Below are 20164 nucleotides of genomic sequence, written 5' to 3'. Positions count from 1 at the left end.
TCTAGCCCTGTTGCGCGGGCAGTGAAACCCCTGCCTTTTGCAATGCCTCCCAGACCTTGGCATCGCGGCCATAGACATCCTCGCGGTACTGCACCGGACCCTTGGCCGGAACGGTGGCTGTGCGGTAGATGATATGCACCGGCACCTTTTGCTCCAGCGTGACGCGGGTCTGCTGGCCCGTATCCAGAATACGGTGAAAGTATGCCTTGGGGTCTGCGGCCTGCGGCGACAGGATTTCATACGCGAAATCAAAGGGTTTTTGCAGGCGGATACAGCCATGGCTGAACGCGCGCACGTTGCGGTCGAACAGGCTTTTTGAGGGCGTATCATGCAGATAGATGTTGTATTTGTTCGGGAACATGAACTTGACCAGCCCCAGCGCGTTGCGCGGCGACGGCGGCTGTTTCAGATCGAACGGGAATGTGCGCGCGCTATAGGCGTTAAAGTTGACGTTGGCGCGATTCACCTGCTGGCCGCGTGAATTATACAATCGCAGATGGCCCGCCGCACCACGGTTGCGCTGCATCTGCGGCAGATATTCGCTGACGGTGATCGAGCGCGGGACGTTCCAGACCGGGTTGATCTCCAGATATTCCATCTCGTCCGAGAATTCGGGGCTTTGATGGGTTCTGATATTCTTGCCGATGACCGCGCGCGTCTCGAACGTCAGGCTGTCATCATCCATGATACGGGCGCTGAAATCCGTCAGGTTGACCAGAACATGCCGCGCCCCGCGCGGACCGCTCAGCCAGCGCTCGCGCTCCATCGCGACCAGGATCATCGGAAGCCGCCGCGCGATAGGGGTGTTTATCGCCGCCATGGTGGCGCCGCCTGCGGTTCCGTCCGGCACCAGACCATGCGCCTGCTGAAACAGTTGCACCGCCTGCTGCATGGCGATGTCATAGCTGGCGGACGCTGTCCGCTCCAGATATCCCATGCGCATCAGGCGGTTGCGCAGCGCGACAACAGCAGGGCCGGTCTGGCCCGGTGCCAGCGACGCAGCGGGCACCGCAGGCCCCCAGCCGCCGGTTTCCAGCATCGCCTCCAGCCGGTTTTTCTCGCGCATCAGGCGGGCGTATTCACCCGATTTGGGCGCCAGTCCGCGAAAGAACCCCTGCGGATTGGCGGCGGCAAAGCTGCTCAGCAGATCCTCGGCCGACCTGACGGGAACGCTGCGCACCATGCCGCTGTCAATCTGGGCCGGGGTCAGCATGCCGGTCTGCATATCCTGCGCCAGGCGCAAGAAAACGCGCGACATCGCCACCTCAACCGCGCCCAGATCGCGCGGGGTGCGCGCATCTCGCATCATCCGCATCAATCCGTCGGCATCATAACGCGACGCGGGCAACCCATGCGCCCCTGCCGCATCAATCGCCTGCAACAGCGCCTGCCTGCGCGCCCTGTCCGCCTCGCCCGTGCCGGTCCACAGGGCGGCATAGCCACCCGCGCGGTAATGCGCCGCCAGATCCTCATCCTGTGCGGCCCCTTCGGCCACCGCCTGTTTGAACGCCGTCACCCCTGCCACGGCCCCTTGCGGCGCGCCCAGCAGCAGAATCGCAACGGCCGCCGGAAGCAGCATCCGACCCGCCCCGCCAAGCGTAGCGCGGATATGTTGACCGGACGTTAAAGTAGCAGCAAAATTCATCGGATCCCCCAGTAACCTGATCGCGCAGCGCGCAGCACGGCCCAGCATAGCGTCATTTCAGCCAGACAACCCAGCACAAAGCCTGTTGTCCATTCAATTTTATGCAGGCCGGCACCGGCGCGATCCTGCTGCGGCGGATGTGCATCAGGTCTTTGCAAAAATATCACAATCAGGGCGACCTGCGCGGATTCACGCCGAAATGACTTGATCAGTCCAGTTTTTGGGAACCCGTATCTTGGTTAGCTTTTTTTAATATGTCATAGCTACACCTGCATCCGGGGATGAGACCAAACGCCCGCCAAACGCGGGATGAAATTGAAGCGACGGACAGGCAAAAAACCTATGACCCAATCCAAATCGGCAAGCCTGTCGCGGCGTGCGCTGCTCGGCGCATTCGCGGCAACCGCAGTCGTAGCGGCCCCTTCATACGCCAACGCCTTTGGCCTATTGCGCGGCGCTGGCGATATACGCCGCCTGCGCATGATTTCACCCAGAACGGGTGAAAAAATGGACACGATCTACTGGATCGAAGGCGAATATATCGCTGAAGCGGTTCAGGAAATTTCGACATTCATGCGCGACTGGCGCAGCAATGACATCAAAAGCATCGACACCCGCACCGTCGATATCATGACGGCCGCGCATAACCTGATGGGCACGACAGAGCCTTATACGCTGCTGTCCGGCTATCGGTCACCAAAGACCAACGCGATGCTGCGCAGCCGGTCGTCCGGGGTGGCGAAACATTCGCTGCACCTGAACGGACAGGCCGCCGATCTGCGGCTGGGCTCCCGCTCTGTCGGGCAGATGAGCAAGGCCGCGATCGCCTGCCGTGCAGGCGGTGTGGGCCGGTATTCCCGCTCGAACTTCGTGCATATGGATTGCGGCGCTGTTCGCAGCTGGGGCGGCTGAATTCAGACCAGATGCTGCGCCTGCACGCCACTGACGGCGGCAGGCGCGCCTGAACTATTCCGAGGTGGTCCAATATCCGTTGGCCGCGGCAACAGTGGCGAAATGGGTTGCAACCACCGCGCTGACAGCGATCAGGGAATCGGCGTTTTCCGCATAATCGGGCCGCAGGCGGTCACGCACATCCGCATCGCCCTGAGTTATCTTGATCGTCATACGCGCCAGTTTGATCGCAAGGTCATAGCCTTCAGTCGGGTTCGCCGTTTTCAGACTGGGAAGCCAGTTTTCCATCTTTATCTCTCCTGTCACTGAATTTCATCACACGCGGCTGCGGCGCGGGGGCGATATGCGCCTGTTCCGTTTCGCAGCGCGTGAGGGCCGATAGTATATTGTGCATTTAGAATGCCTATTATGGCAAATGATGCAAGCCCGATCACGCAGTCCCGTATGCGTACCCATCCCATCCGTCACCAATCAGGCGAGTATGGTTGTGCCAAAACTACTTGGCCGTTATTGTCCTAGCGCAAAGACCTGTGCGCTGACATCGGGTTTACGGATATGATGACAACCGCGTTCGCACATTTCTGTCGCTTGATTATCGCCCTGTGCCTTGTCTGGTACAGCCCGGCTGCCATGGCTGGATCCGGCAACGCAGGCAGCGCGCAGATGATGGAAATCTGTGCAAATGGTGCGATCCAGACGATTCGCGTCGACGGCAATGGCGCGCCGTCAGCCCCCGATCTTGAGTGCTGCGATTGTACGGGCTGCGCATTGGTCGCGGCCGATGTACCGAACCCGCCGGAGACGGCGCAGTTGCGGCATACCCACATCCTCGCGCTCGACGCCACGCCGAGCGTGACATCCCTCACCCGGACTTCAAACATTCGCCCGATGCCGCGCGCACCCCCGGTGCTGCGCAATTCCGCTTTGAACATCTACGATATGATCCCCGCGGATCATTCCGTCCCAGGTCAAGGCATGCATCAAGACGGGCGACCTCTTACAAAGGACGCCGCCGCATGACGACCCTGCGCACCCTCCTCGCAAAAATGGCACTGATCGGTCTGATGTCCTGTTTCGGACTTCCGGCGATGGCGCAATCCGTCCTGTCGACCCTGATCGACGACGTTGACGTGACCCAGTTGGTCGAAGGCGCCGATGCATTTGGCGCTGTGCATCAGGACATGCCGGCGGTGCAGGTCTTGAAAGATGGCCAGCAGATTGGCTGGGCGTTCATTACCTCCGACTATGTTTCGACCACCGGCTATTCGGGCAAGCCCATCCACACCATGGTTGCCGTCGATGATGGCGCGCAGGTCATCGGGGTAGAGCTGGTCAAACACTCTGAACCCATTGTTCTGATTGGCATCCCCGACTCCAAGATCAAGGCGCTCGTCGCCGGGTATCGCGGCCTTGATCTGGTGGCCGAAGCCGCATCAGGCGGCACCTCGCACGATTTGGAGATCATTTCGGGCACCACCGTCACGATCATGGTGATCGACGATTCGATCATCCGCGCCGGTCTGAAAGTCGCGCGCGAGCTGGGTCTGGGCGGTCTGGCGGTCGAGGAAAAGGGCACCGGCCCGCAATTTGAGATTGATCCCGATGCGACGGCGGCAGACGACTGGATGACGCTGGAGGGCGACGGCACCCTGCGCCGCCTGTTGCTGGATGTCGGGCAGGTCAACGCGGCGTTTGCGGCCATGGAAGACCCGCGCGCCGCCCGGCGCGCGCTGACCGAGGCGCCGGAAACCACGTTTATCGAAATGCAGGCCGCGCTGGTATCGCATCCCGGTATCGCGCCTGCGATACTGGGCGAGGCCGAGGCAGCCAATCTGGCCGCCTGGCTGGACGCGGGCGATCACGCGGTCGCCATTTTCGGCCGGGGCCTTTATTCCTTCAAGGGGTCGGGGTATGTGCGCGGCGGCATCTTTGACCGTATCGTATTGATTCAGGATGATATTTCCGTGCGCTTCCGCGACCGGATGCACAAGCGGATCAACACCATCGCCGCCGACGGCGCGCCGGTTTTCGCCGAATCCGACATGTTCAAGATCCCCGCCGATAGTGGCTTTGATCCATCGCAGCCGTTCCGCATTCAGCTGCTGGTGCAGCGCGATGTTGCGGCGATCGAAAAGGTCTTTACCACCTTCGATCTGGGTTATGAGCTGCCCCGGCAATACCTGCGCTCGGTCGCGCCGCCGCCCGCTGCCGAAGTGCCGGAAGGCGTTGCGGAGGTGACCACGCAAACCGAGCGCGACGCGCATCAGGCGCTGTGGAAACGGATCTGGGCCGGCAAGACAACCGAGATCATCGTGCTGGGCGCGCTGCTGACCATCCTGACCGGCGTGTTTTTCTTCCAATCCTTCGCCACACGGAACGAGCGCGCGTTTTTCTGGTTCCGCATCGCATTCTTGTCGGTCGTGCTGGTCTATCTGGGCTGGTACGCCAACGCGCAGCTGTCCGTGGTCAACCTGATGGCGCTCTTTGGCTCGCTGGTGTCCGGCTTTAGCTGGCAGGCGTTCTTGCTGGACCCGATGACCTTCATCCTGTGGTTCGCGGTGGCCGCCGCGCTGCTGTTCTGGGGGCGGGGCGCCTATTGCGGCTGGCTGTGCCCGTTCGGCGCGCTGCAAGAGCTGCTGAACCGCATCGCCAAGGCGCTGCGCATCCCGCAATGGACCTTGCCCTGGGGCCTGAACGAGCGTTTGTGGCCGATCAAATACATGATCTTCCTCGGCCTCTTTGGCGTGTCGCTGACCAGCATCGAACAGGCCGAACGTCTGGCCGAGGTGGAGCCGTTCAAAACCGCGATCATCCTGAATTTCGTGCGCGCATGGCCCTTTGTCGCCTATGCTGTCGCGCTGCTGGTCGCGGGCCTGTTTGTCGAGCGGTTCTTCTGCCGCTACCTCTGCCCGCTGGGCGCGGCGCTGGCCATTCCGGCGCGGATGCGCATGTTTGACTGGCTCAAGCGCTATCACGAGTGCGGCAACCCGTGCCAGACCTGCGCCCACCAGTGCCCGGTGCAGGCAATCCACCCGACCGGGGAAATCAACCCGAACGAGTGCATCAACTGCCTGCATTGCCAAGTTCTGTACCAGTCGGAAACCACCTGCCCCGTCGTTATCAAGAAGCTGAAACGCCGCGAGAAAACCGGCGCTGTTCCCAATCTGGGAACCAAGCCCGGCCGCGACATTTCGGGGCACCCGAACCAACCCAAAACCCAACCTGCAACATAAAGGAACATATTATGTCCGAGGGGAAAAAACTGCCAATTTCGCGCCGGAGCCTTCTGGGCGCGACAGCCGGGGGCGCCGCGCTTGCCGGTGCGCTGGGAACCCGCGCGATGCTGACCGGCGGTGCCGTTGTCGGCGCGGCCACACTGGCCGGCACAACCAGCGCCCGCGCCGCTGCCGGCGCCGAAGTGGCACCCGGCCAGCTGGACGAATATTATGGCTTCTGGTCCTCGGGCCAGAGCGGCGAAATGCGCATCCTGGGCATCCCGTCCATGCGCGAGCTGATGCGCATTCCGGTGTTCAACACCTGCTCGGCCACCGGCTGGGGCATCACCAACGAATCCAAGAAGATCCTGACCGAGGGCCTGCTGCCCAAGACCAAGGAATATCTGGCCGCCAACGGCCACGAATTCCCGCCCAATGGCGACCTGCACCACCCGCACATGTCCTTCACCGAGGGCAAATACGACGGCCGCTATCTGTTCATGAACGACAAGGCCAACACCCGCGTTGCCCGCGTGCGCTGCGACGTGATGAAGTGCGACAAGATCATCGAGATCCCGAACGCCAAGGCGATCCACGGCCTGCGTCCGCAGCGCTGGCCCCGGACTGACTATATCTTCTGCAACGGCGAAGACGAAGTGCCGATGGTCAATGACGGCAAGATCCTGGACGAGCCGGAAAAGTACGTGAACTTCTACACTGCCGTAAATGCCGACGAGATGACCGTTGCATGGCAGGTGATGGTCACCGGCAACCTGGATAACACCGATTGCGACTATGAGGGCAAATACGCCTTCTCGACCTCGTACAACTCGGAAATGGGCATGAACCTGGCCGACATGACCGAGGCGGACATGGACCACGTCGTGGTCTTCAACATCAAGGAAATCGAAAAGGGCATCGAGGCCGGCGATTATCAGGAGCTGAACGGCGTCAAGGTTCTGGATGGCCGCAAGGGTCAGAACAAGAAATACACCCGCTACATCCCGATCCCGAACAACCCGCACGGCTGCAACATGGCCCCGGACAAGATCCACCTGTGCATCGCGGGCAAACTGTCGCCCACCGTGTCGGTGATCGACGTGCGCAAACTGGACGCCGTGTTCAACGAAGACGCCGACCCGCGCAGCGTTGTCGTGGCCGAGCCTCAGCTGGGTCTTGGACCGCTTCACACCTGCTTTGACGGCAAGGGCCGCGCCTATACCACGCTGTTCCTGGACAGCCAGGTTGTGGTCTGGGACATCGAAAAGGCGATCCAGCTGTACAATGGCGAGGATGTCGATCCGATCGTGACCAAATCGGACGTGCATTACCAGCCCGGCCACAACTCGACCGTCATGGGCGAGACGCTGGAGGCGAGCGACAAGTACTATCTGACCATGAACAAGTTCTCCAAGGACCGGTTCCTGAACGTCGGACCGCTCAAGCCCGAGAACGAGCAGCTGTTCGCCATCGACGGCGACACCCTGACGCTGATCCACGACGGCCCGACCTTTGCCGAGCCGCATGACGCGATCATGGTGGACCCCAGCAAGGTGAACCCGAAATCGGTCTGGGATCGCAACGATCCGATGTGGTCCGATGTCCGCGAGCAGGCGGAAAAGGACGGCGTCGACCTGGACGAATGGGCCGAGGAGATCATCCGCGACGGCAACAAGGTGCGTGTCTACATGACCAGCATCGCGCCCTCTTTCTCGCTGGAGAAGTTCACGGTGCAGCAGGGCGACGAGGTGACGATCATTGTCACCAACCTTGATGACATCGACGATCTGACCCACGGCTTTACCATGGGCAACCATGGCGTTGCGATGGAACTGGCACCGCAGGCCACCGCCTCGGTCACGTTCATCGCGGCGCAGCCGGGCGTGCATTGGTACTACTGCCAGTGGTTCTGCCACGCGCTCCACATGGAGATGCGCGGCCGGATGCTGGTCGAACCGAAGTCGGCCTGAGCCATGCTGCGTTCCCTGACCCTGGCGTTGCCGATGCTGATCGCCCTGCCCCTTTGGGCAGCCGATATACCTGTGCAGCCAGGGCCGGGGAGCCTTGCCAATGCCATCGCCGGGGCCAGCCCCGGCGATGTGCTGATCCTGTCACCCGGCCGTCACGAGGGCGCCGTAGTCATCGACCGTCCGCTGACTGTCACCGGCAGCGCGGATGCGATCATCGACGGCATGGGCAACGGCACAACCGTCACGATTGATGCCGCCGATGTCACTGTGTCCAATCTGACAATCACCGGATCGGGCATGAACAGCGCCGATCTGGATGCCGGCGTCAAGATCCTGAAAAAGGCCGACCGCGCCATCATCGAGGGCAACCGCGTGCTGGGCAATCTGCACGGCATCGACGTGCATGGCGGCCACGACGCCCAAGTGCGCGGCAACACGATCGAGGGCACCCGCCAAAGGCGCCTGAATGATCGTGGCAACGGGATTTATGTCTGGAATTCGCCCGGTACACTGGTCGAGGGCAACACTGTCCGCTGGGGCCGCGACGGGATATTCTCGAACGCCTCGCGCACCGGCACCTACCGAAACAACCTGTTCCGCGACCTGCGTTTTGCGGTGCATTACATGTACACCAACGATTCCGAAGTGTCGGGCAACGTGTCCATCGGCAACCATCTGGGCTATGCCATCATGTTCTCGAACAAGGCAATCGTAAAGGATAACCTGAGCCTTTCGGACCTTAGCCACGGCGTCATGCTGAACTATGCCAACAATGCCGATGTGTCCGGCAACGTGGTGCGCGGCGGGCCGGATCGCTGCACGTTCATCTACAACGCGCACAAGAATCTGATCTATGACAACCATTTCGAGGGCTGCAATATCGGCATCCACTTCACCGCCGGGTCCGAGCGTAACGTGCTGACAGGCAACGCCTTTGTCGACAACCGCACGCAGGTGAAATATGTCGGCACCCGCGACATCGAATGGAGCTTTGAGGGCCGCGGCAATTACTGGTCCGACCACCCCGGTTTCGATCTGGGCGGTGACGGCATCGCCGACAGTGTTTTCCGCCCCAACGATCTGATGGACCATATCCTGTGGTCCCAGCCCGCCGCTTCCCTGCTGACAGGCGCGCCCGCCGTGCAACTGATCCGCTGGGCGCAATCCAGTTTTCCCGCGACGCTGCCGGGCGGGGTGGTCGACAGCCACCCGCTGATGCGGGCGCCCGCATTTGACGTATCCCCCGAATACACCCAGATGGAGGCGGACGCCGTCGCCAACCGGGATGAAAGTGACAGCTATGACTTCGACGTTAACGATCTCGCAACTCACTAAGGCGTTCGGCGGCACCAAGGCGCTGACCGACGTCTCGCTGGCCGTTCAGGCGGGCGAGCGTGTGGCGCTGCTCGGCCATAATGGCGCGGGCAAATCAACGCTGATGAAAATCATCCTGGGCCTGATTGCGCCCGATTCAGGCCAGATTTCCGTCTGCGGCGCCGCGCCCGGTCATGCCAGCGCGCGCGCCAAGGTGGCGTATCTGCCCGAAAACGCCACTTTCCACCCGGCCCTGACCGGGCTGGAGCAGATCACGCATTACATGCGCCTGCGCGGCGAGGATACGTCCGGCGCGATGGAGCTTCTGGGCCGTGTCGGGCTGGCCTTTGCGGCCAAGCGGCGGATCGGCACCTATTCCAAGGGAATGCGCCAGCGTGTCGGGCTGGCGCAGGCGCTGATCGGGCGCCCCAGCCTTCTGGTGCTGGACGAGCCGACCAGCGGGCTGGACCCGGTGTCGCGCCGCGATTTTTACGAGCTGCTTGACGCGCTGGCCGCCGAGGGCGCGTCGATCCTTCTGTCCAGCCACGCCCTGACCGAGGTCGAGGCGCGCACCGACCGGCTGCTGATCCTGTCGGGCGGCAAGATGGTCGCCGAAGGCACGCTAAGCGACCTGCGGCGCGAGGCTGCCCTGCCCGTCGCGATGCACGTCACCGCGCATAATGGCTATGCGTCCGACATCGCCAAGGCGCTGCCCGGCGCGATAGATGTTCACGGCGCCCTGCACCTGACCTGCACCCAGGACGAAAAGCTGGCGACGCTTGGCCGGATCACGGCGCTGGAGGGCAAGGTCGCGGATCTGGAGGTGATTCCGCCCAGCCTTGAGGATATCTATAGCCATTTCAGCCGGAGGGACGGCCAATGATCGCCCGCATCCTTGCCACCGCCACGACGGAAATCCACATTGCCCGGCGCAACCGCTGGGTGCTGATCGCGGTGCTGCTGATGGTGGTCTTCTCGCTGGTGCTGTCGGCGGCCGGATCGGCGCCCACCGGCGCGCTGGGGGCCGACCGGCTGTCGGTGGTGGTTGCTTCGCTCACGTCACTGTCGGTCTATCTGGTGCCGCTGGTGGCGCTGCTGATGTCGTTCGATGCCGTCGCTGGCGAGGTGGAGCGCGGCACGCTGCCCCTATTGCTGACCTACCCCGTCGCCCGCTGGGAAATTCTGGCGGGCAAGCTGGTGGCCCACACTGCCATCCTGATCGTCGCCATTGTCGCGGGCTACGGCGCGGCGGCGGCTGTGACCATTGCCGCCGATCCGGCGGCGCTGTCGGGGCTTGGGGCGCTGTGGCGGCTGACATGGACCTCGGTGCTGCTGGGGGCCACCTTCCTCGGGATCGGCTATGCGCTGTCGTCCATGGCGCGGCGGGTGTCGGGTGCGGCGGGGCTGGCGATCGGGCTGTGGCTGGGTCTGGTCGTGCTGTATGATCTGGGCCTGCTGGCCGCAGTGGTGGCCGATGATGGTGGCACCTTCACCACCAGCATTTTCCCCGGTCTGCTGCTGGCCAATCCCGCCGATGCGTTCCGCCTGTTCAACCTGAGCGCCGCGCAGGCCACCGCCGCCGCGTCGGGCGTGGGCGGCGCAGCAAACGCCATTCCGGTGTGGCAATCACTGATCTCAATCGCTGCCTGGCCACTGATTTCACTGATGCTGGCCGCGCTGACCTTCCGAAAGGTCGAGCCATGAGAGCATTGGCCCTCATCGCCCTGCTGGCCCTCGCCGCCTGCAAGGAGGAGACCGCGCAGGACATCGCCCCCCTGCCGCTGACCCCGGCAGCCGTGGGGCATTACTGTCAGATGAACCTGCTGGAGCATGACGGCCCCAAGGCGCAGGCCCATCTGGCCGGCCTGCCCGGCGCGCCGCTGTTCTTCAGCCAGGTGCGCGATGTCATCGCCTATCTGCGCATGCCCGAGCAAAGCCACGACGTGCTGGCCGTCTGGGTCAGCGACATGGGCGCGCCCGGCGCCACATGGGACGCCCCCGGCGAGGCAAACTGGATCGAGGCGGATAGTGCGCATTTCGTCGTGGGCGGGGGCGCCATCGGCGGTATGGGCGCGCCCGAGATCGTGCCGTTTTCGGATCTGGACGCCGCCGCCGCCTTTGCCGCCCAAAATGGCGGCCGGATCATGCGGCTGGACGACATCCCCGATACCGCCGTTCTGGCCCCCGTCGATCTGGACGGCGACACGTCAGATACCGAATTTCAAGATCGCCTGCGCAACCTGTCGCGCACAGTGGGAGAGTGACACCATGACAACCCGCCGCCGTTTTCTGGCCATCAGCGCCGCCGCCATCGCCCTGCCCGGCGCCATTTCCGCACAGCCCGTCCACATCTGGCAAGGCACCGCGCTGGGAACCCATGCCACGGTACGGCTGGCCCATCCGGACGCCGAGGCAATCAGCGCGCGGGTCGCTGCCGAAATCTCGCGGCTGGAGGATGTGTTCAGCCTCTACCGCCCCGAAAGCGCGCTGTCGCAGCTGAACCGCGCGGGCCGGTTGCAGGCACCGCCGTTTGAGCTGCTGGAATGTCTGTCACTGGCGGGCGCTGTTCACAGCGCAACGGCGGGCCGGTTCGACCCGACGATTCAACCGCTCTGGGCCAGCTATGCCGAGGCGTCCGCGCTGGGGCAGATGCCGGGCGAGGCACGCCTGAAGGCTGCCCGCGCGCTGGTTGGCTGGGACCAGATCAGCCTTGATCCGTCGCAGATTTCGATGGCCCCCGGCATGGCGCTGACGCTGAACGGGATCGCGCAGGGCTATATCGCCGATCGCGTCGCGTCGCTCTTGGCCGATGAGGGGCTGACAAATATCCTGATCGACACCGGCGAATTCCGCGCGCTTGGCGGGCATCCCGGTGGGGGCGCGTGGCCGGTCAAACTGGCCGCAGGCGGCGCCGTTGCGCTGACCGCGCGGGCGCTGGCCACCTCGGCGCCGCTGGGAACCACCTTTGACGAGGGCGCGCAGGTGGGGCATATTCTGGACCCGGTCAGCGGCCTGCCTGCCCGGTCAAACTGGCGTGAAATCACCATATCGGCCCGCTCTGCCGCGCTGGCGGACGCGCTGTCGACCGCGGCGTGCCTGTTCCCGTCAAAGGCTGAAATCAATGCCTGCCTTGCGTCCTTTGCCGGCGCGGTACTGGAGGCGATCACACCCGCCTGAGATCAGCGCGGCGTCACGCGTCAGACGATAGCGTCATCAGGACGATTCCGCCGACGATCATCGCCGCCGCGATCAGGCGCATGGCCGATAACTGCTCGCCCAGAACGGCGATGCCGATGGTGAATGCGCCCACCGCGCCAATGCCCGTCCATATCGTGTAGGACGTCCCCAGTGGCAGCGACCGCATGGCAATCGACAAAAGGCCGAAACTGCCAAACATGAAAACGATGGTCCCCACGCTGGGCCACAGCCGGGTAAATCCCAGCGATTGCTTCATCAGCAAGGCCCAGACGACCTCAAGCAAACCTGCGATGAAAAGAATTGCCCACGCCATGCCGCACCCTGCCCAACTGGTTCAAACCCCCAGCCTGAGACGAGGAATTCTGCCTGTAAAAGACGATGGTTAGGCGAACGCGGCGCCGGTCTCAATACCTGATTGATGCCGGCCCCGCGCAAGCGCCGCGCAGCAAGACTATGCGGCGGCCAGCCTAGGCCGTGGCAAGCCGCGCCAGACGGGCGGCGCGCAGGCGGGCAAAATCATCGCCCGCATGGTACGACGACCGCGTGAGCGGCGTGGCCGACACCATCAGGAACCCCTTGCCGAACGCGGCCTTTTCGTAGGCGGCAAATTCTTCGGGCGTCACGAACCGGTCCAGCACGTGATGCTTGGGCGTGGGTTGCAGATACTGGCCGATGGTCAGAAAATCGATGTCGGCGGCGCGCATGTCGTCCATCACCTGATGCACTGCCTGCCGCTCTTCGCCGAGGCCCACCATGATGCCGGATTTGGTGAAAATCGTCGGGTCCATCTCCTTGACCCGCTGAAGCAGGCGCAGGCTGTGGAAATAGCGCGCGCCGGGGCGCACGGATGGATAGAGGCCCGGCACGGTTTCCAGATTGTGGTTGAAGACGTCCGGTTTGGCATCGACGACAACCTGCAACACCGATGGATCGCAATGCAGGAAATCGGGCGTCAAAATCTCGATCGTGGTGCCGGGGCTGCGGTGCCGGATCGCGCGGATCGTCTGCGCAAAATGTTCAGCGCCGCCATCCGCGATATCGTCGCGGTCCACGGATGTGATGACGACGTGGTTCAGGCCCAGCTTCTTGACCGCCTCCGCCACGCGGCCCGGCTCGAACGCGTCCAGATCCTCGGGCGGCTTGCCGGTGGCGATGTTGCAGAACGTGCAGGCGCGCGTGCACACCTCGCCCATGATCATCATGGTGGCGTGGCCCTGGGACCAACATTCGCCCACATTCGGGCAGCCCGCCTCCTCGCAGACGGTGGTCAGCTTGTTGTCGCGCATGATGCGGGCGGTTTCGGCATAGCCTTCGCCGCCCGGCGCCTTGACCCGGATCCAGCTGGGTTTCTTGGGCTGGGCATTATCGGGGCGCCGTGCCTTTTCGGGATGGCGCTGCGCCGGAATTTTCAGATCACGCACGAATTTTTCCCCGCGAATGGTTTGGTAACTCAAATATGTGTATAAGGACTTGCGGGGGAAGTTGCCAGTAACGCAGTGCCGCACCCTTGGGCGCGGCACTGTTTTTTTTGATGAGTGCCCCCCCGCACCCTTATATCAACCACGCCCCTTCGAGACATATCGCGCCCGCTTGCGCGCTGATGCGCCGCACCTGGCGACACATCGCCGCGTAAAAAGCGGCAAGATGCCGCAAAGCAGCATCGGGGTGGTTGCGAACAGTCTGGAGTCATTCTAAGTCATCACGGAACCATTAAGAATGACATCCAACTAAAGAGGGTCAAACATGAAAACCGGCCTCCGCCTTCCTGACGTAACCTTCCGTACCCGCGTTCGCGATGACAGCATCGGCGGCGATAACCCCTATTGCTGGGTAGACCGGACAACCGGCGATTACTTTGCCGGCAAGCGCGTGATTCTGTTCTCGCTGCCCGGCGCATTCACGCCCACATGCTCCACCTACCAGCTGCCCGGATTCGAAAAAAACGCAGCGGCGTTTCGCGAGCTGGGAATCGATGACATCTATTGCCTGTCCGTCAATGACAGCTTTGTCATGAACAAATGGGCGCAGAGCCAGAACCTTGAGAACGTCAAGGTCATCCCCGACGGATCGGGCGAATTCACCGACAAGATCGGCATGCTGGTCGCCAAGGATAACCTTGGCTTTGGCAAGCGCAGCTGGCGCTATGCCGCGATCATCAATGACGGTGTCATCGAGGCATGGTTTGAAGAGCCGGGCCGCTGCGACAACCACGGCGAAGATCCCTACGGCGAATCCAGCCCCGAAAACCTGCTCAGCTGGTTGCGCGGCGAGGCGGCCCGCTCCGCCGCCGAATAAGACCCTGCCGTCAGGTATCGCGGCACAGGCCCGCCCCTCGCTCCGGCGGGCCTTTTGCCATGCAGGTGTTGCGAAAGCTTGATTGATTCTAAACGCCGCCTAATGTTCCCTGATGGAAAATAACATCACCAGCGGGAGAAGATAATGGACGGCAACCTGAAATGCCCTGTTTCCAACAAGACCAAGCGCACCAATCGCGACTGGTGGCCTGACGCGCTGAATGTCGGCGTGCTGCACCAGCATGGCCGCAGCCCCAGCCCGATGGAGCCCGATTTCAACTATGCCGAGGCGTTCAAGGCGCTGGATCTGGACGCGGTCAAGGCGGATCTGCACGCACTGATGACCGACAGTCAGGATTGGTGGCCCGCCGATTACGGCCATTACGGCCCGCTTTTCATCCGCATGGCATGGCATAGCGCGGGCACCTACCGCACCGCCGACGGGCGCGGCGGCGCCAATACCGGCAACCAGCGGTTCGCGCCGCTGAACAGCTGGCCCGACAACGGCAATCTGGACAAGGCGCGCCGCCTGCTATGGCCGGTCAAGAAGAAATACGGTGACAGCCTCAGCTGGGCCGATCTGCTGATTCTGGCGGGCAATGTCGCCATCGAATCGATGGGCGGACCGATCTTTGGCTTTGGTGGCGGGCGCACCGATATCTATGCGCCCGAGGAGGACGTGCATTGGGGCGCGGAGGCCGAGTGGCTGGCCGATTCCAAGGCTGAAAACAGCCGCTATTCGGGCGAGCGCGAGCTGGACAACCCGCTGGCCGCTGTCCAGATGGGTCTGATCTACGTCAACCCCGAGGGGCCGGACGGCAACCCCGATCCCGCCGGGTCCGGCCATGACATCCGCGAGACATTCACCCGCATGGGCGTCAATGACGAGGAAACCGTCGCGCTGATCGCGGGCGGTCACACTTTCGGCAAATGCCACGGCGCCAACGATCCGATCTATATGGGCCCCGAGCCGGAGGCCGGCGGGCTGGAGCAGATGGGCCTTGGCTGGAAGAACAGCCACGAGACGGGGCTTGGCATCCACGCCCTGACCTCGGGGATCGAAGGCGCGTGGAAGCCGCGCCCGACGACATGGGACATGGGCTATTTCGACGTGCTGTTCGGCAACGAATGGGATCTGACCACCAGCCCCGCAGGCGCCAAGCAATGGACCCCGCGCGACCCGAAGCCCGAACAGATGGTCGTCGATGCCCATGACCCCGACAAGATGCATCCGCCGATGATGACCACCGCCGATCTGGCGCTGCGCGTCGATGACATTTACGAGCCGATTGCGCGCAAATTCCACAAGGACCCAGACGCCTTTGCCGAGGCATTCGCGCGCGCGTGGTTCAAACTGACCCACCGCGATATGGGTCCGAAAACGCGCTATCTGGGCAAGGATGTGCCGGCCGAAGACCTGATCTGGCAGGATCCGATCCCTGACGCAGATTACGAGTTGATCGACGCAGGCGACATCGCGGCACTCAAGGCGCAGATTTTGAACAGCGGCGTGCCGGCCCGCGATCTGGTGTTCGTCGCCTGGGCCTCGGCCTCGACGTTCCGCGGCTCGGACAATCGCGGCGGCGCCAATGGCGCGCGCATCCGCCTCGCCCCGCAAAAGGACTGGGAGGGGAACGATCCCGCGCGTCTGGCGGCGGTTCTGGACAAGTACGAGGCGATCAAGGCCGATTTCGACGCCAAGTCGGGCAGCAAGAAGGTGTCCATCGCCGATCTGATCGTTCTGGGCGGCGTTGCCGCGATCGAACAGGCCGCCGAGGCCGCTGGTCATTCTGTCGACATGCCCTTTCATCCGGGCCGCACCGATGCGCTGCCCGAGCAGACGGATGAGGACAGCTTTGCCGTGCTGGAGCCTGTCGTGGATGGTTTCCGCAACTATCAACAACAGAAGTTTTCAGTGCGCGCCGAGCAGCTGATGATCGACCGCGCGCAGCTTCTGGGCCTGTCGGCACCGGAAATGACGGTTCTGGTCGGCGGCCTGCGGGCGCTGGATGCCAACCATGGCGGCAGCCAGCACGGCGTTCTGACGGATCGTCCGGGCCAGTTGACCAATGATTTCTTCGTCAACCTCCTGGGCATGGATATCGAATGGAAATCCACCGACGAGGGGCAGGACACGTTCGAGGCGACCGACCGCAAGACGGGCGAGCGGCGCTGGACCGGCACGCGCGCCGATCTGGTGTTCGGCTCCAACTCGCAACTGCGCAGCGTGGCCGAAGTCTATGCGCAGGATGATGCCGGACCGCGTTTCGTCCGCGACTTTGCCCGCGCATGGACCAAGGTGATGGAGGCGGACCGCTTTGATCTGAAGTGATCCGGCACAACAACCAACGCGATGGGCGGGCCAGCCAAGGCCCGCCCTTTGCCGTTTGCGGGCAATATCGCGCCCCTGTGGCAGTGACCGTCTGGCAAAGCGATGCGCACATCGTTAAGCGTCATGCGCAGCGCCGCATCGCCCCGAAAGGTCAGCACCATGAACAGCATCGACACAGCATCAAACCGGGACTGGCCCGGCGCAGGCGCGCCCGGCGAGGTTATCGCGGCCTTCATGGACACCGCACATGCCGTCGATCTGGCCGCGTGGCTGGAACAACTGCCGCAGTCTGAAGCATGGGATCATCTGGCCGCACTGGCGCCCGAACGGCGCGCGACCGTGTTTGCGAACATGTCGCTGGATGCCCAAAGCGATCTGGCCGGCGCGGTGCCGCAAGCCGAGCTTGCCGGTATCATCAGCCTGATGCGCGGCGACGACCGGGCGGACCTGTTCAATCACATGGAGCCGGACCAGCAGAGCCGCCTGATGCAGGGGCTTGGCGCAGAAGACCGCGACGACATCAGCCGCCTTGCCGCCTATGCCGAAGGGTCGGCGGGCGCAATGATGACTTCGGATTTTGCCACTCTGGCACCGCAAATGACCGCGCAGCAGGCGATTGACGCGCTGCGCCGCGCCGCCCCGCAAAGCGAGACGATCTATCGTTCTTACGTGCTGGACGAGGCCGGCCACCTGATCGGGTCGGTCCGGCTGAACGATCTGATATTGGCCGACAAGGATGCCCTGATTGCGACGTTCATGGACCGGGCCTTGATCTTTGCCGCGCCGGACACCGACCAGGAGGACGTCGCGCGCATGATCGAACGCTACGACCTGTTGGCGCTGCCGGTGATTGATGCAAATGGCGTGCTGGTCGGTATCATCACCCATGACGACGCCGCTGACGCGATGAAGGCGGAAATGACCGAAGATTTTCAGCGCATCTCGACCGTTTTGCCGTTTACGCAGAACATGCGCGAGGCGGGGATCGGCGTGCTGTATTCCCGGCGCATCGTCTGGCTGGCGCTGCTGGTGGTGGGCAACCTGTTTTCCGGCGCCGGCATCGCCTATTTCGAGGAAACCATTCTGGCCTACGTGTCGCTGGTATTCTTCCTGCCCCTGCTGATCGACAGCAGCGGCAACGCCGGATCGCAATCGGCCACGCTGATGGTGCGCGCCTTGGCAACCGGCGATGTCGCGCTGAGGGATTGGGGCAAGCTGATCGTGCGCGAGGTCGCGATAGCCGCCGCATTGGGCGGGACAATGGCGCTGGTGGTGCTGCCCTTGGGCGCGTGGCGCGGCGGGCCGGATATCGCCATTGTCGTCGGACTGACGATGTTTCTGGTGGTGATGGTCGGATCGCTGGTGGGCATGTCCCTGCCGTTTTTGCTGAGCCGGCTCAAGCTGGACCCGGCCACCGCCAGCGGCCCGCTGGTGACAACGATATCGGACGGCGTCGGCGTGATCGTCTATTTCACAATCGCAACGCTAGTCTTGCAGTTATGACGCTTCGGCGGCGGGGTAGCAAACCAGCACATCGCAGGCCGCATCCCGCAGCAGGCGCCGCGTAACGCTACCGGTAAAGGCGCGCCGGATCAGCCCGGCCCGGCCCGGTCCGACGGCAATCAGGTCAACCGACGCAATGCGCGTTGCACGGGCCAGCGCGGTGGCCGGATCGCCCCGCAGCACCGATACCTTGATGCGCCGGGGCGCCCCGGCGGCCAGTTCGGCCAGATGCGACCGCGCCGCGCGTATCAGCCCGGCGCGATGCGCCTCCAGCGCGGCGCGGTCGGTGCCCGAACGCAGCATCGCCTCTTTCAACTGGGGGGTGATCTGGACCGCCTGCACGGCGCGTATGTCCGCACCCGGCAGCAACTGCGCGGTGAACGCCAGCGCCTGGCCCGCGCCATCCTCGCCATTCGTGGCAACCAGCGCCTGCGCATAGGGATCGCCGCCAGCGCGGCGCACGACCAGAACGGGCGCCACGGCAGCCGCAACCATCCGGTCGCTGACAGATCCCAAAATCGCCTCGCACAGACCGTCGCGCTGATGCGCGCGCATGACGACCAGATCGGGCGCAGCCGCGCGGCACAGATCAATCAGTGCCAAGGCGGGCGATCCGGCGAGGATGGTGACCTCGGTGCAGGGATGCGGCGGTCCAAGCCGCGCCAGTGCCGCGCCGATCCTGTCGCGCGCGGCCAGCGCGGCCTGCCCGATCACTGTATCCGGCTGCTCCAGCTCGTCCGGCTCGGCGGTCATTTCGACCACGTGGACCACATGCAGCAGCGCGTCATGCGCGCGGGCAAGGGCGTGGGCGCGCGCCAGAACGTCATCGCTGACCGGAAACCGGTCCACCGCGGCAAGTATCGTCTTGATCGTCATCGCCCTGCCCTTTGCTGCCCAACCGCCGCTTGGGGCCCTGCGCTGCAACACGCGCCGCGGGTCAGGTCTGTGGCTGCGCGCCAAAGACCTGCATCATCGCGGCCATAGCCCCAAAGGGGGACATCATCGCCAACTTCGCCGCGTCCTGCAATGGGTCATGGCGCGGCTGCGGTGCATCATCCTCCAATCCCGGATCAAGGGCCACAGCCTTGGCCGGGTTCAGGGTGGAGTCCTCGAAAAACAGCTCTTCGAAATCGGCGTCCGAGATCATCATGGCGTAGGCTCCTCTCTAACGTGGGCTGCCGGAGCATGGCGCCCCGGCACAGGTAAACCACCGGCTGCGGTCAGGCCGCCCGGCCGGTTCTGATGTCTGCGCGCGTCATGGCCCGGTCAGGGGTCCGGCCCGTCATGCGCATTTCGTCAAAGCCATAGACCGTGCGCACGATATCTTCGCGGCGCAGCCCAATATCATTGAGCATCCAGTCGTCCATGGCATCAAACGTGGCGATCATCTTGCGGCGCTGCCAAGTGCGCATTGCAGCGCTCAGCAGGCGGGTCAAAGGATTGCTGCGCGGCGCCATGCCGGATGCAGCAGGAAAAAGAGGCGAGCGGGAGGAGATATCAGAATGCATGTCATGCTCCGTCAAAACAAAAATCGAAACTGGGCGGCGAAGGCGGATGCCCCTGCCGTTACGGGTGTGGTGTCCGGTCATGGAATGGCCGTCTGTCCGGTCCGTTCAGGACCGGCGGAAACCCCAGCGCAGGATCGGGCAAAATCGCCCGCCCCGCCCGGGGCCTAGAAGCGGTTCAGCAAAATTCCTGCGCCCGGCAGGAACCTCTTATGCGCGATAGGGTGTGTCATGCACCTCAGATGGGCCTTGGGCTGCCGGGTTGCAATCCTTGGC

The 20164-nt window shown here is 63.4% G+C and carries 19 protein-coding genes; 12 read left to right on the top strand and 7 right to left on the bottom strand.

Features of this window, described 5'->3' with window-relative positions; translation table 11 throughout:
- Window position 1 precedes the first annotated feature (1 nt).
- Window positions 2–1579: a L,D-transpeptidase family protein gene (locus DQ230_RS11655; RefSeq protein ID WP_113912805.1), complete on the bottom strand. Its 1578-nt coding sequence runs from the start codon at window positions 1577–1579 to the stop codon at window positions 2–4.
- 408 nt (window positions 1580–1987) lie between these two features.
- Here DQ230_RS11655 and mepK point away from each other — a divergent pair, with 408 nt between their 5' ends.
- Window positions 1988–2557: a peptidoglycan L,D-endopeptidase MepK gene (gene mepK / locus DQ230_RS11650; protein ID WP_113912804.1), complete on the top strand. Its 570-nt coding sequence runs from the start codon at window positions 1988–1990 to the stop codon at window positions 2555–2557.
- A gap of 54 nt (window positions 2558–2611) precedes the next feature.
- Here the strand turns inward: mepK and DQ230_RS11645 are convergent, their stop codons facing one another.
- Window positions 2612–2845: a hexameric tyrosine-coordinated heme protein gene (locus DQ230_RS11645; protein WP_113912803.1), complete on the bottom strand. Its 234-nt coding sequence runs from the start codon at window positions 2843–2845 to the stop codon at window positions 2612–2614.
- 267 nt (window positions 2846–3112) lie between these two features.
- Here DQ230_RS11645 and DQ230_RS11640 point away from each other — a divergent pair, with 267 nt between their 5' ends.
- From DQ230_RS11640 to DQ230_RS11605, 8 genes are read left to right on the top strand one after another with little or no spacing between them, the layout of a single operon-like run.
- Complete coding sequence (locus DQ230_RS11640) at window positions 3113–3577, top strand: DUF2946 family protein (RefSeq protein ID WP_113912802.1); 465 nt, start codon at window positions 3113–3115, stop codon at window positions 3575–3577.
- Window positions 3574–5790, top strand: coding sequence for a NosR/NirI family protein (locus tag DQ230_RS11635; protein ID WP_113912801.1), 2217 nt, complete (start codon window positions 3574–3576; stop codon window positions 5788–5790). The genes DQ230_RS11640 and DQ230_RS11635 overlap by 4 nt, the downstream gene beginning before the upstream one ends.
- Before the next feature lie 11 nt (window positions 5791–5801).
- Window positions 5802–7742 (top strand): TAT-dependent nitrous-oxide reductase, encoded by a 1941-nt coding sequence (gene nosZ, locus DQ230_RS11630; protein WP_113912800.1) that lies wholly within the window; start codon window positions 5802–5804, stop codon window positions 7740–7742.
- A 3-nt stretch (window positions 7743–7745) separates the two neighbouring features.
- Complete coding sequence (locus DQ230_RS11625; RefSeq protein WP_113912799.1) at window positions 7746–9077, top strand: nitrous oxide reductase family maturation protein NosD; 1332 nt, start codon at window positions 7746–7748, stop codon at window positions 9075–9077.
- The gene (locus tag DQ230_RS11620) at window positions 9043–9939 is read left to right on the top strand and encodes an ABC transporter ATP-binding protein (protein WP_113912798.1); all 897 of its coding nucleotides are present in this window, start codon (window positions 9043–9045) and stop codon (window positions 9937–9939) included. The genes DQ230_RS11625 and DQ230_RS11620 overlap by 35 nt, the downstream gene beginning before the upstream one ends.
- Complete coding sequence (locus DQ230_RS11615; protein WP_113912797.1) at window positions 9936–10760, top strand: ABC transporter permease; 825 nt, start codon at window positions 9936–9938, stop codon at window positions 10758–10760. Before DQ230_RS11620 ends, DQ230_RS11615 begins: the two co-directional genes overlap by 4 nt.
- Window positions 10757–11320 (top strand): nitrous oxide reductase accessory protein NosL, encoded by a 564-nt coding sequence (locus tag DQ230_RS11610; RefSeq protein WP_113912796.1) that lies wholly within the window; start codon window positions 10757–10759, stop codon window positions 11318–11320. Before DQ230_RS11615 ends, DQ230_RS11610 begins: the two co-directional genes overlap by 4 nt.
- Before the next feature lie 4 nt (window positions 11321–11324).
- Window positions 11325–12233 carry an FAD:protein FMN transferase gene (locus tag DQ230_RS11605; RefSeq protein ID WP_113912795.1) on the top strand — a complete coding sequence of 303 codons (909 nt, stop codon included), beginning with the start codon at window positions 11325–11327 and terminating at the stop codon, window positions 12231–12233.
- A gap of 13 nt (window positions 12234–12246) precedes the next feature.
- On the opposite strand, the gene DQ230_RS11600 is transcribed toward DQ230_RS11605, so the two are convergent.
- Together DQ230_RS11600 and lipA are read right to left on the bottom strand one after the other, a co-directional pair.
- Window positions 12247–12567 carry a DMT family transporter gene (locus DQ230_RS11600; protein WP_113912794.1) on the bottom strand — a complete coding sequence of 107 codons (321 nt, stop codon included), beginning with the start codon at window positions 12565–12567 and terminating at the stop codon, window positions 12247–12249.
- A gap of 154 nt (window positions 12568–12721) precedes the next feature.
- Complete coding sequence (lipA, locus tag DQ230_RS11595) at window positions 12722–13675, bottom strand: lipoyl synthase (protein WP_113912832.1); 954 nt, start codon at window positions 13673–13675, stop codon at window positions 12722–12724.
- 322 nt (window positions 13676–13997) lie between these two features.
- Here lipA and DQ230_RS11590 point away from each other — a divergent pair, with 322 nt between their 5' ends.
- The 3 genes from DQ230_RS11590 (at window position 13998) to mgtE (ending at window position 18383) form a co-directional block, all read left to right on the top strand.
- Window positions 13998–14549 carry a peroxiredoxin gene (locus DQ230_RS11590; protein ID WP_113912793.1) on the top strand — a complete coding sequence of 184 codons (552 nt, stop codon included), beginning with the start codon at window positions 13998–14000 and terminating at the stop codon, window positions 14547–14549.
- Between the two features lie 144 nt (window positions 14550–14693).
- Window positions 14694–16880, top strand: coding sequence for a catalase/peroxidase HPI (gene katG, locus DQ230_RS11585; protein ID WP_113912792.1), 2187 nt, complete (start codon window positions 14694–14696; stop codon window positions 16878–16880).
- Between the two features lie 159 nt (window positions 16881–17039).
- Window positions 17040–18383, top strand: a complete 1344-nt coding sequence (gene mgtE, locus DQ230_RS11580) for a magnesium transporter (protein ID WP_113912831.1) — start codon at window positions 17040–17042, stop codon at window positions 18381–18383.
- Here the strand turns inward: mgtE and DQ230_RS11575 are convergent.
- The 3 genes from DQ230_RS11575 to DQ230_RS11565 form a co-directional block, all read right to left on the bottom strand.
- On the bottom strand, window positions 18378–19259 hold the full coding sequence (locus DQ230_RS11575) for a universal stress protein (RefSeq protein ID WP_113912791.1): 882 nt from the start codon (window positions 19257–19259) through the stop codon (window positions 18378–18380). The two genes, mgtE and DQ230_RS11575, sit on opposite strands and share 6 nt — an antisense overlap.
- A 61-nt stretch (window positions 19260–19320) precedes the next feature.
- Complete coding sequence (locus DQ230_RS11570) at window positions 19321–19533, bottom strand: hypothetical protein (protein WP_113912790.1); 213 nt, start codon at window positions 19531–19533, stop codon at window positions 19321–19323.
- A gap of 70 nt (window positions 19534–19603) precedes the next feature.
- Window positions 19604–19891 carry a DUF1127 domain-containing protein gene (locus tag DQ230_RS11565; RefSeq protein ID WP_162497431.1) on the bottom strand — a complete coding sequence of 96 codons (288 nt, stop codon included), beginning with the start codon at window positions 19889–19891 and terminating at the stop codon, window positions 19604–19606.
- Window positions 19892–20164 lie beyond the last annotated feature (273 nt).

Origin of the sequence: Roseovarius dicentrarchi (assembly GCF_003316635.1) — a bacterium.
Lineage (GTDB): Bacteria > Pseudomonadota > Alphaproteobacteria > Rhodobacterales > Rhodobacteraceae > Roseovarius > Roseovarius dicentrarchi.
The sequence above is the reverse complement of the archived record's forward strand: the minus strand, read 5'-3'. Positions and strand labels throughout refer to the sequence as shown.

Coding starts and splice junctions, on each gene's coding strand:
- nosZ (WP_113912800.1), top strand. CDS start 5,802: ATGTCCGAGGGGAAAAAACTGCCAATTTCGCGCCGGAGCCTTCTGGGC.
- mepK (WP_113912804.1), top strand. CDS start 1,988: ATGACCCAATCCAAATCGGCAAGCCTGTCGCGGCGTGCGCTGCTCGGC.
- DQ230_RS11600 (WP_113912794.1), bottom strand. CDS start 12,567: ATGGCGTGGGCAATTCTTTTCATCGCAGGTTTGCTTGAGGTCGTCTGG.
- DQ230_RS11575 (WP_113912791.1), bottom strand. CDS start 19,259: ATGACGATCAAGACGATACTTGCCGCGGTGGACCGGTTTCCGGTCAGC.
- DQ230_RS11655 (WP_113912805.1), bottom strand. CDS start 1,579: ATGCTGCTTCCGGCGGCCGTTGCGATTCTGCTGCTGGGCGCGCCGCAA.
- DQ230_RS11605 (WP_113912795.1), top strand. CDS start 11,325: ATGACAACCCGCCGCCGTTTTCTGGCCATCAGCGCCGCCGCCATCGCC.
- DQ230_RS11625 (WP_113912799.1), top strand. CDS start 7,746: ATGCTGCGTTCCCTGACCCTGGCGTTGCCGATGCTGATCGCCCTGCCC.
- DQ230_RS11620 (WP_113912798.1), top strand. CDS start 9,043: ATGACTTCGACGTTAACGATCTCGCAACTCACTAAGGCGTTCGGCGGC.
- katG (WP_113912792.1), top strand. CDS start 14,694: ATGGACGGCAACCTGAAATGCCCTGTTTCCAACAAGACCAAGCGCACC.
- DQ230_RS11565 (WP_162497431.1), bottom strand. CDS start 19,891: ATGCATTCTGATATCTCCTCCCGCTCGCCTCTTTTTCCTGCTGCATCC.
- DQ230_RS11635 (WP_113912801.1), top strand. CDS start 3,574: ATGACGACCCTGCGCACCCTCCTCGCAAAAATGGCACTGATCGGTCTG.
- mgtE (WP_113912831.1), top strand. CDS start 17,040: ATGAACAGCATCGACACAGCATCAAACCGGGACTGGCCCGGCGCAGGC.
- DQ230_RS11645 (WP_113912803.1), bottom strand. CDS start 2,845: ATGGAAAACTGGCTTCCCAGTCTGAAAACGGCGAACCCGACTGAAGGC.
- DQ230_RS11615 (WP_113912797.1), top strand. CDS start 9,936: ATGATCGCCCGCATCCTTGCCACCGCCACGACGGAAATCCACATTGCC.
- DQ230_RS11610 (WP_113912796.1), top strand. CDS start 10,757: ATGAGAGCATTGGCCCTCATCGCCCTGCTGGCCCTCGCCGCCTGCAAG.
- DQ230_RS11570 (WP_113912790.1), bottom strand. CDS start 19,533: ATGATGATCTCGGACGCCGATTTCGAAGAGCTGTTTTTCGAGGACTCC.
- DQ230_RS11640 (WP_113912802.1), top strand. CDS start 3,113: ATGATGACAACCGCGTTCGCACATTTCTGTCGCTTGATTATCGCCCTG.
- DQ230_RS11590 (WP_113912793.1), top strand. CDS start 13,998: ATGAAAACCGGCCTCCGCCTTCCTGACGTAACCTTCCGTACCCGCGTT.